This is a genomic window from Streptomyces sp. NPDC058240, from assembly GCF_042882135.1.
Lineage (GTDB): Bacteria > Actinomycetota > Actinomycetes > Streptomycetales > Streptomycetaceae > Streptomyces.
This window is the reverse complement of sequence record NZ_JBHVWT010000011.1, coordinates 1-8,146: the sequence shown is the minus strand read 5'-3', so window position 1 is coordinate 8,146 and position 8,146 is coordinate 1. Positions and strand designations below refer to the sequence as shown.

The 8,146-nt window shown below is 71.7% G+C and carries 6 protein-coding genes and 1 pseudogene; 4 read left to right on the top strand and 3 right to left on the bottom strand.

Annotation, left to right across the window (positions count from 1 at the left end):
• Window positions 1-163: 163 nt before the first annotated feature.
• Window positions 164-2,983: a hypothetical protein gene (locus tag ACFVX4_RS19590; RefSeq protein WP_389978692.1), complete on the bottom strand. Its 2,820-nt coding sequence runs from the start codon at window positions 2,981-2,983 to the stop codon at window positions 164-166.
• A gap of 194 nt (window positions 2,984-3,177) precedes the next feature.
• The gene (locus tag ACFVX4_RS19585) at window positions 3,178-4,266 is read right to left on the bottom strand and encodes a WD40/YVTN/BNR-like repeat-containing protein (protein ID WP_389978690.1); all 1,089 of its coding nucleotides are present in this window, start codon (window positions 4,264-4,266) and stop codon (window positions 3,178-3,180) included.
• Window positions 4,267-4,483: 217 nt separating this feature from the next.
• Here ACFVX4_RS19585 and ACFVX4_RS19580 point away from each other — a divergent pair, with 217 nt between their 5' ends.
• Window positions 4,484-5,200 carry a cupin domain-containing protein gene (locus ACFVX4_RS19580; RefSeq protein WP_389978687.1) on the top strand — a complete coding sequence of 239 codons (717 nt, stop codon included), beginning with the start codon at window positions 4,484-4,486 and terminating at the stop codon, window positions 5,198-5,200.
• Here the strand turns inward: ACFVX4_RS19580 and ACFVX4_RS19575 are convergent.
• Window positions 5,188-5,760: a GNAT family N-acetyltransferase gene (locus tag ACFVX4_RS19575; protein WP_389978684.1), complete on the bottom strand. Its 573-nt coding sequence runs from the start codon at window positions 5,758-5,760 to the stop codon at window positions 5,188-5,190. The two genes, ACFVX4_RS19580 and ACFVX4_RS19575, sit on opposite strands and share 13 nt — an antisense overlap.
• 407 nt (window positions 5,761-6,167) lie before the next feature.
• Between ACFVX4_RS19575 and ACFVX4_RS19570 the strand changes: the two genes are divergently transcribed.
• From ACFVX4_RS19570 to ACFVX4_RS19560, 3 genes and pseudogenes are all read left to right on the top strand, one after another.
• Window positions 6,168-6,944, top strand: coding sequence for a methyltransferase domain-containing protein (locus ACFVX4_RS19570; protein WP_389978681.1), 777 nt, complete (start codon window positions 6,168-6,170; stop codon window positions 6,942-6,944).
• 144 nt (window positions 6,945-7,088) lie between these two features.
• Entirely contained in the window at window positions 7,089-7,478 is a 390-nt protein-coding gene (locus tag ACFVX4_RS19565) for a hypothetical protein (RefSeq protein WP_389978678.1), read from the top strand.
• A 193-nt stretch (window positions 7,479-7,671) separates the two neighbouring features.
• Window positions 7,672-8,146: pseudogene (locus ACFVX4_RS19560) on the top strand (NADH:flavin oxidoreductase/NADH oxidase); the annotation flags it as partial.

Sequence of the window (8,146 nt, the reverse complement as noted above, 5' to 3'; positions counted from 1 at the left end):
TCTTGTGGAGCGGGGGGACAAGGGAAGTGGGTGGGGGGTTGCGGTAACCCCCCCTCCGGGCATAGCGCGGGACTGGGACGCACGCCTCGCCGACCCGGGGGGGGCACCGTCTCTTTCGCGGGGCCGGTCCCACGTCCTCAGGTCACGCGCTGCGCGTCACGCGTCATGACGCGTCGCGCACCGTGCCGGTGAACACCGGTCCCTCCTGCGGTTCCCAGGATTCGTCGTAGGTGATCATTCGCATCCGCAGTGATTCCTCCGGCTCCTCGATCCCGTCACCGACCGTGGGCACGGTCACCTCGGCACTCAGCTTGCCGGCGGGCACGGTGGTCGGCAGATACGGAGCTTCCACCACCTTGGACAGCGGTCGGGCCGGGCTCGGCGACTCACCGAACGTGTCCTGCAGCCACTGCCCGTCGACGTCCAGGGTGGACAGTTCCGCCCCGTGGTCGACCGGCAGGATGTCGAAACCGACGGAGTCCATGTCGACATCGGCGACCGCGGAGAGTGATACCCGCCAGCGCAGGCTCTGCCCCTCGGTGACATGGTCCGCGACCGGCTTCACCTCGACCGTGGGCGTCGGGTCGTCGTTCCGCACGGTCAGACCGCCGAGGTGGGAGCCGACGACCGCGCCGCGGACCGCCTTGACGAACACGCTGTGCGTGATGTCGTAGCCGAAGCGGGTGTTGCCCCGCACCTCGACCGGCACGTCGACGGCATGGCTGCCCGGACGCACCGTCACCGTCCGGTAGTCGGCCTCGTCCTTGTCCGGCTCGGCGACGAACAGCCGGACCCGGCCGCTACCGTGCCCGGAGACCCGCACCGGGATGCGATAGGTCCGGACCCCGGAGTCGCCTTCCTCGACGGTCAGATGGCCGATGTCCACTCGCGGCAGCGAGGCCGCCCGAACCGGGGGCGTACCGGGGCGCCAGCCCCACGCGTCGACCAGCCAGGCCTGCCCCGACCCGCTGCGCGGAGTCAGTTCCAGGGACTTCACCCGCTTCAGGTCCACCTTGCTCCGTACGGCGGCGGAGAGCGGCACGCGGATCTCGCGCCCCCAGTAGGACGCGGTCCGGTCGCTGCCCGGCAGCCCGTCGATCCGGGCCGTGCCGAGTGCCGCCCGTCGGCCCTCGGTGTCGGTGAGGGCGATGTCCAGCCGGGTGCCGGTGGTGTTGGGCGGCACGATCAGCCGGAGTGCCAGCGATTCGGAACCCGCCACGGAGACCGGACGGGCGGGACGGATTCTCACCGCGGTACCCGGCTTCGACCAGCGCATCGCGACCGCGTAGCGGCCGGGCTCCCGCGGGGTGTCCCACATGGCGAAGTGCGGGGAGACGGCGGTCCCTTCGGGCGGCAGACAGGCGCGGCCCGGATCGGGATCCACCTGCGCGCACACCCGGCCGCCGCGCACGGCCACCGAGGTGTCCGGCAGGAACGCGGGCGTCCGCTTCCCGCCGACCGCGTGCGTGAGCACGCGTGCCGGGCCGGCCGAGGGCGCGCGCCGGTCCGAGCCGTCCAGCAGCGGCCGTACCCGGTCGTCACCCGCGACGAACAGCCGGGCCGCCGCGGCGATGTACGTGGCCCCGGCGGCCTGCTGCCGGGTGGCGCCGAGCCGGGCCTTCTTGCCCGGAGTGCACACCGGGTCCGGGGTGCCGTCGTCCCAGAAGTCGTCCTCGGCGGGTGCCTCGGCCTGCCCCGGCGTCCACTCACTGTTGAAGAAGTTGTGGTTGGCGCCGACCATGTAGACCGCGCTGTGCAGTGCGGCGCCGCTGCTGACGCCGCGGGTGCCGTCGACATAGATCTGGCCCTGGAGATCGGACACGTCGCCGTCGCAGCCCGGCAGGATGGTCATGGACGGCACATCGGGAACGGGGTTCTGCCCGAAGACGGTGGGACCGATCAGGACGGTGCCGCGAATGCGCCAGCGCACCGGGCCCCGGTAGCCGTCCTGGTCCGCCGGCGGCCGGTAGAGGCTGTCGAGCGCGGCCCGGTTGACGCCTTCCCCGCCTCGGGAGTGGCCGACGAGCAGCACCTTGGACATGTCGGCAGGCGGTGCGGCGCGCACGGCCGCGGGTGCCCCGGCCCGGTCGGCGGCCCAGCCGGCCCAACGGGCCAGATGCAGTCGCACCAGGGACGAGCGAGCCTGGGCGCCGCCGTCGTCGGCACTGTCGTCCTGCCCGTTTATCCCGTTGGCCGAGATGGAGACGGTGACGTAGCCCTGCGAGGCCAGGAGCTTCTGGTCACGCAGATAGCCCCGATGGCTCGGCACCGGCCGTGTGCCCGCCTCGCAGGGCCAGGACATGCCCTGGTCGCCCTTGGCGTTGAAGCACGTGTAGTGACGGCCGTGCAGGAACAGTGCGAGTGGCCGGCGTTCCGGTGCGCCGACCGGTGACACCACCGCGGCGCGCATCTCCACCGGAGCGGTGAAGCCGGGCAACCGCACCGACTTCAGTGCGTACTCGCCGCTGACGGTCCGGTACTTGCCCGGTACGCCGGGGTCGACGGGATTCGCGGGCAGAGGAGCTGCCGGCTGCGCCGCTTCGGCGGCCCGCCGGGCGTCCGGGGCCCGCCGGGCTCCGGAGGCGTCGAGACGGCGTCCGCCCGCCAGTGCCTTGAGGCTCGTCACGCGTCCGATGTCCGCGCCGTCGAGCCTCAGCCGGAAGGCCCGCCGGTCCCGCGTGGCCACCGGCCGGCCCAGGAGCTTGTCCCCGGCGTAGAACTCGACACGGGCATCGCCCATGGGTACCGGGTCGGGCGAGGTCCAGACGAGCTGCTTCCCGGCTCCCGTACCGGTGACCCGCCAGCCCGCCGGGAGCCGGTCGTCCGATCCTCCCCGGGATATGGAGGACGACGTGGGGGATATGGAATCGGTGGAACGCTGCGTGTGTGCCGGTTGCGGCGACGCGCGCGCCAACTCCGGCCATCCAACGGTCAGGGTGAGTACCGCCAGTGCGGCGGTAACCGTGCGCGAGACACGGATCAAGGTGGTCCTCCTGGTCATCGGCCTTCTCGAACACCCCAGAGATCCCTGGGGCCCCCGTTCCCGAAGGACGGAGAGTGAAGCCCAGGGGTTGCCTCAGCCCGCGTCGCAGTGCGCGGAACTGATGCTTCGGGGGGATGAGTTGGGCCGATGACCGATCGGAACGAGCCATGGGCCGACACACCGTCGGCCGTTGGTCAGGCGCCGATCACCGCCGCACGCACGCACATGACATCCGGAAGATGCGAGGCGAGCTGCTGCCAGCTGTCCCCGTCGTCCGCGCTGGCGTACACCTCGCCGTTGCGATTGCCGAAGTAGACACCCGCCGGGTCGGCGTCGTCCGTACAGAGCGCGTCGCGCAGCACCGTGCCGTAGTGCATCTCCTCGGGCAGGCCCGTCGACAGCGGCTGCCAGGTGCTGCCCGCGTCACCGGTACGGAACACCCGGCAGCGGTGCTCGGCGGGCACCCGGTCGGCATCGGCGTTGATCGGGAAGATGTACGCGGTGTCCGCGCGGTGCGGGTGTGCGGCCGCGGCGAAACCGAAGTCCGACGGCAGCCCCTGCCCGATGTCGGTCCAGTGGTCCCCGGAGTCGTCGCTCCGGAACACTCCCCAGTGGTTCTGGAGATAGAGCCGGTCGGGATCGACCGCGTCCCTCGCCACCTTGTGGACGCACTGACCGAACTCCGGATCCGGGTCGGGGAGGAAGACCGCGGACACCCCTCTGTTCGACGGAGCCCAACTCGCACCGCCGTCCTTGGTGCGGAACACCCCGGCCGTGGACACCGCGACGGTCACGGCGCGGGCATCCCTCGGGTCCGTCAGGATGGTGTGCAGCCCCTCACCGCCCCCGCCGGGCACCCATTTCGAACGCGTCGGGTGCTCCCACAGCGGGCGGACCAGCTCGAAGGACTCCCCGCCGTCCTCGGAACGGAACAGCGCGGCGGGCTCGGTGCCCGCGTACACGACATCGGGCGCCTCGGGGCCGGCCGGATGCAGCTGCCAGACCCGCTCCAGCGATGTCTCGGTGAACCGGGGGAACTTCACGGCTGGTTGTCCTGGTTCGACCCAGGTCCAGCCCAGGTCGTCCGAGTGGAAGACCGACGGGCCCCAGTGCGCGCTGTCACCGCCGACCAGGAGTCGTGGGACCTGCCTGCGGGTGTCGATGGCGATCGAATAGATCGCCTGCGCCTTGAAATACGGGCCGTCGAACTCCCACGCGCCACCGCGCCCGCGGCCGATGAAGAGTCCCTTGCGGGTGCCCACGGTGAGCAGTACGTCGGTCATGACCGAACCTCCCGAAACGCCGTTGTGTCGGATAAGGGTCAGTCTGCACCCGACCACTGACAGCGGCCCGCAGGGCAGCCTCCTGACACCCGGGCCCTGTTGCGTACGCGGTCTTCGCGGGTACGGTGCAGCAGACGTAGAAAGCGCTTGCCGAGCCTCATGACGTCCTCGCGCGAACCCCGCGCGGGCCTCATGGCAGAGAGACCGAGGAGCAGCTGTGCCGACCTTCGAAGGGCTGCCGGGCGCCGTCGCCGTATCCCACCTGCGGGTATACGACTGGCCCAGCGCGGACGGCCTGCGCGGCGGGACACCCCATCTCCACCTCACCTGTTCCGAGGGGTACGTGGTGGTCGGGGGCACGGGCTCGGTGCAGACCCTCACCACGTCGGGATTCCGGCAGACGCCGCTGGCGCCGGGTGCGCTGGTGTGGTTCACGCCGGGCACGATCCACCGGCTCGTCAACGAGGACGGGCTGTGCATCGTCGTCCTCATGGAGAACAGCGGGCTGCCGGAGGCGGGCGACGCCGTGCTCACCCTGCCGCCGGACCACCTGGCCGACCCCGAGGCCTATCGGGCGGCGGTCGCCCTGCCCGCCGACGGCTCGGAGGCGGATCAGGAACGGGCCGCCCGCGCCCGCCGCGATCTCGCCGTCGAGGGCTTTCTCGCCCTGCGCCGGGCCACCGAAGCGGGCGACCCCGAGCCGCTCGCCGCATTCCACCGGGCCGCGGCCGCACTCGTGCGCCCGAGATCCGAGGACTGGCGTGGGCGCTGGCAGCGGGGGGCCGCCGCCGCCTCCGAGGTGACGGGCGCCCAGCTCGACGCCGTGGCACGTGGCGACGGCGACTACCTCGCCGACGCCTGCGTGCACGCCGAACAGCCCTCCGCACACGGAAAGTTCGGCATGTGCGGCCGTCTGGACGTCTACCGGGGCTGACCGGCTCCGGCGGCGTCACGGGCGGTGTCGGCGATGGTGTCATCGGCGGCGTCGAACGCGGCGGAACGGGTCAGGACCTGGGTGGTGCTGCCGTCCTCCTCCACCATGTCCCGGACGTGCCGGAAACCGATCCGGCCCAGCAGCGCCAGTGACGCGGCGTTCCCCGGGGCCACCGTGGCATGCACCTCGGTGAGCCCGAGCGTGTCGAAGCCGTACCCGGTCAGTGCCCGCGCGATCTCGGTACCGAACCCCTGCCCCCACGCGGCGGCGGCCAGCGCGTAGACGATCTCGTGGCCGCCGACGTCCGAGGACGGCTTGATCTCCGCGTGGCCGACGAACCGGCCTTCGTGCCGAACTGCCCAGACATCGAACAGGTCCTGTGCGTACACCTTGCTGAAGATTCGCCCGAACAGGGCGCGGTCCTCGGCCTCCGTCATGGGACCTTCCCCCATCCAACGGGAGACCCGGGTGTCCTGGAACAGGGCGGCGAATTCCTCCTCGTCGTCCGGCGTGTACGGCTCCAGGCGCAGTCGTGCGGTGTGCAGGGCAAGGGCTGTCATGGCGGACGACGCTACGCAGGGCCCGGACGGTCCGCAACGCAATACCCACGGCCCCCGAGGCCGCCGTCCCCGGGCCGCGGCGCCCGTGTTGTCGGTGGCGGCCCGCACCCTCGGCGCCCTGATCGAACACCCATCGCTGCGAACTCCGCCGACCGGAACGGTCGTTCGCGCTCCGGCCCGGCTCCCGCACGACCTGGGCCGGCCCGAGCCGAAGCGCCTGTCCACATGTGTCCGGCGCAAGGTGACGTACAGGCAGACAGGCGAGGCACTGGCCCCGGAGCAGCGCATCTCGTGATGAGGGGAGGGGGTGACGTCGTCGTGGTGCCGGACCGTGTCGGTCCGACCGATCGGGTTGCGAACTCGCCGTGGAAGCCGGACTGTTCGCCGGATTTGGTTGACTGGAGTCCATGACCTCCTTCGTGTTCGAGACTGTCACTCCCGATGCGTTCGCCTACCTCGACCGGGTCGCCGCGGCCGATCTGGGCCGGTCCTACAAGAGGCACGTGCTCGACGAACTCGGAATCCGTCCGGGCGAGACGGCGCTCGACCTCGGTTGCGGCCCCGGCACCGACCTCGGTGCGCTCGCCGCGGCTGTCACCGCGACAGGCACGGTGATCGGCATCGACCACGACCAGGCCGCGGTCGATGCCGCAAGGGATCGCGCCGCGGAGCGGAGCAACGTGACCGTTCGGCTCGGCGACCTCCACGATCTGCCGCTGCCGGACCACACCGCCGACCGGGCCCGCACCGACCGGGTTCTCCAGCACGTCGCCGATCCTGTCCGAGCGCTCCGCGAGGCCCGGCGTGTGCTCCGGCCGGGCGGGCGGCTCGTCATGGCCGAACCGGACTGGGGAACCTTGACGGTCGACCATCCGGACAGCGGCCTGACACGCGCCTATACCCAGTACGTCACGGACGAAGTCGTCCGCAACGCCCGCATCGGCAGCCAGCTCGCCCGACTGGCGACGGACGCGGGATTCACCGTGCCCATGGTCGTCCCGGTCAGCCCCGTTTTCCGGGATGTCCGGGCCGCCGACGGGATTCTCGGTCTGGAGCGCACCGCGCGTCGAGCCGTCGGCGCCGGATACTTCACCGAGGAAGCGGCACGACGCTGGCTGGACCACCTCACCGACGGTCCCTTCCTGGCAGTTGTGACCTTCTACATCGTCGTGGCCGAGTCGTAGGGCGCGTTCCGGAAGTGGCGCCGTCCGCCCGGAAGGCCCCAGGCTGTACTGGGCCGATGAACTGCGCGGGGCCGATGAGACCGAGCGGGGCCGACGAGCTGTACTGGACCGATCAATCGGCCGGGCGAAGGGAAGAGTGGAGCGATGACCAGCGGGATCGAGGACGCCGAGGGGCGCGGAGCAGCCCTGGAGGTGAACCCCGTCGGAGCACGGGTCGGGATCAGGGCCGTGGCGCCGTCGGGTGAGCTGTCGCTGATCTGCACCCCCGCCCGCGCCCGGGAGCTGGCGGCGGCGCTCGCCCTCGCGGCGGACGAGGCCGACGGCGCGCGATCGGCGCAGCCCGTCACCGTCAAGGCGGGCGAGCTGCGCCGAGGGGACGTACGGGACGGCGACCGGGCCATGACGGTGGACGACATCAGGGTCGACGGGGCCACCGTCCACGTCACCTGGAAATCGGGCGCCGGGCGCAGCTGGACCCAGGGCTATGACGCGGACGCCGATATCGCGCTCCGGCGGCGCGCCGGAAGCCACTGACCCCGTCGGCCCTGTCGGCCCCGTCCCGCCGGTCCCAGGGACGTGGGCCCGGCCGGGCGGCCCGATTCCGGCGACGGGTCGAATCCGTCCCGGCCCGAGTTCTTGTACGAGAGGCATCGTAATTTGACGGGTGTCGTAGTACGGGATGTATCGTACTAGCGATTCTTCCGTACCCGTCGAAACGGAGTCCGACGTGAGTGCCCTCTTCGAGCCCTACACCCTGCGGTCGCTCGTCATTCCCAACCGGGTCTGGATGGCGCCCATGTGCCAGTACAGCGCCGCGCCGGAGGGCCCGGACGCGGGCGTCGCGACCGACTGGCACTTCGCCCACCTCGCGGCGCGCGCCATAGGGGGAACCGGGCTCATCCTCACCGAGGCGACGGCCGTCAGCCCCGAGGGCCGGATCAGCCCCGCCGACCTCGGCATCTGGAACGAAACCCAGGTCGCCGCGCTCCGCAGGATCACGGACTTCATCAAGGGGCAGGGGTCCGTCCCCGGCATCCAGCTCGCGCATGCCGGGCGCAAGGGCTCCACGGCGGCTCCCTGGCTGGGCGGCCTTCCGGTCGGGCCGGGGGCGCATGGCTGGACGCCGGTCGCCCCCAGTCCGCTGCCGTTCGATGACGGTCACCCCGTGCCGCACGAGCTGACCACGGATGAGATCCGGGGTG

Bases quoted from the DNA above. Each gene is read 5' to 3' on its own strand.
- ACFVX4_RS19585 (WP_389978690.1), bottom strand. From the start codon at position 4,266: ATGACCGACGTACTGCTCACCGTGGGCACCCGCAAGGGACTCTTCATC.
- ACFVX4_RS19575 (WP_389978684.1), bottom strand. From the start codon at position 5,760: ATGACAGCCCTTGCCCTGCACACCGCACGACTGCGCCTGGAGCCGTAC.
- ACFVX4_RS19570 (WP_389978681.1), top strand. From the start codon at position 6,168: ATGACCTCCTTCGTGTTCGAGACTGTCACTCCCGATGCGTTCGCCTAC.
- ACFVX4_RS19565 (WP_389978678.1), top strand. From the start codon at position 7,089: ATGACCAGCGGGATCGAGGACGCCGAGGGGCGCGGAGCAGCCCTGGAG.